The 1100-nt window shown below is 36.2% G+C and carries 1 protein-coding gene; it reads left to right on the forward strand.

Annotated features, from left to right (window positions below):
- The first annotated feature begins 105 nt into the window (after nt 1-105).
- Entirely contained in the window at nt 106-789 is a 684-nt protein-coding gene (locus LKD42_RS15060) for an ABC transporter permease (RefSeq protein ID WP_408610714.1), read from the forward strand.
- Nucleotides 790-1100 lie beyond the last annotated feature (311 nt).

The following is a 1100-nucleotide window of genomic DNA, read 5'->3' on the forward strand; positions in this document are numbered from 1 at the left end:
AACCGCAGAAACCGCTGTTAAGCCGCCATAATTATCATAGAAGATCTAAATTTACAGAAAAAATTTCACACCGTCTAATAGGAGGGACTGGTAGGCGGTCAACTTATCTCATCTATTCTTGCTGTTTCGTGTGTAACGGTTGCTTTTTGTTCTAATTTTTTAATGGTGCAAGATAAAGCAAATGGTACGATAAGAGATTTAAGAATATCTCCTGTAAAATCAGCTACACTTTCGTTGAGTTATTATGTTGCAACCTTGCTTTCAACACTTATTATTTGCTTTGCTGCAACGGGTATCTGTCTTACTTATGTAGCTATTGTCGGTTGGTATATGTCGCTCGCAGATATATTCTTTTTGTTTCTTGATATTTTACTCCTTGTTTTGTTTGGAACAGCATTATCTTCGATTATTAATTTTTTCTTATCAACACAAGGACAAATTTCAGCGGTAGGCACAATCATCAGTGCGGGATATGGTTTCATTTGTGGTGCATATATGCCTATTTCTTCATTTGGAGAAGGACTGCAAAAAATAATCTCATTTTTGCCGGGTACTTATGGTACATCACTTATCCGAAATCATACAATGCAAGGGGCACTTGCCGAAATGCAAAATCAAGGTATTCCAACAGAGGTTATTGAAAAACTAAAAGATTCCCTTGATTGCAATCTTTATTTTTTCGGAAGTCAAGTAAATATCGGAACGATGTATATGATACTTGGAATCACTATTTTGGTATTGATTGGAATTTATATTTTGTTAAACAAATCAAAAAAATATAACTGTTAATTTTGTAGCTGCAAATGATTATGTATGCCGCCGCTATGGGTAACTCCATAACGGCGGTTTTTCAATGTCTATCGGCTATCTCTGTCAATGGATTTTTTATGCTGTCTTTGCGGCGGTTTCTGCTTGTTGCGTTCCTGTTGGTGCTAGAATATAAATAGTACAAGCCAAAATGAGAATTTGTCTATCTGACCAGTGTTATGGATTTATTTTCCAGAAAAATCATAGCCTGGACGCTACGAAACGAATTCATAGCCATTGCAACTATATGTCGCCAAACGAATTCGAACGAGTGTATGAAAGAACGCACACTG

Source organism: Hominisplanchenecus faecis (genome assembly GCF_020687205.1).
GTDB lineage: Bacteria > Bacillota > Clostridia > Lachnospirales > Lachnospiraceae > Hominisplanchenecus > Hominisplanchenecus faecis.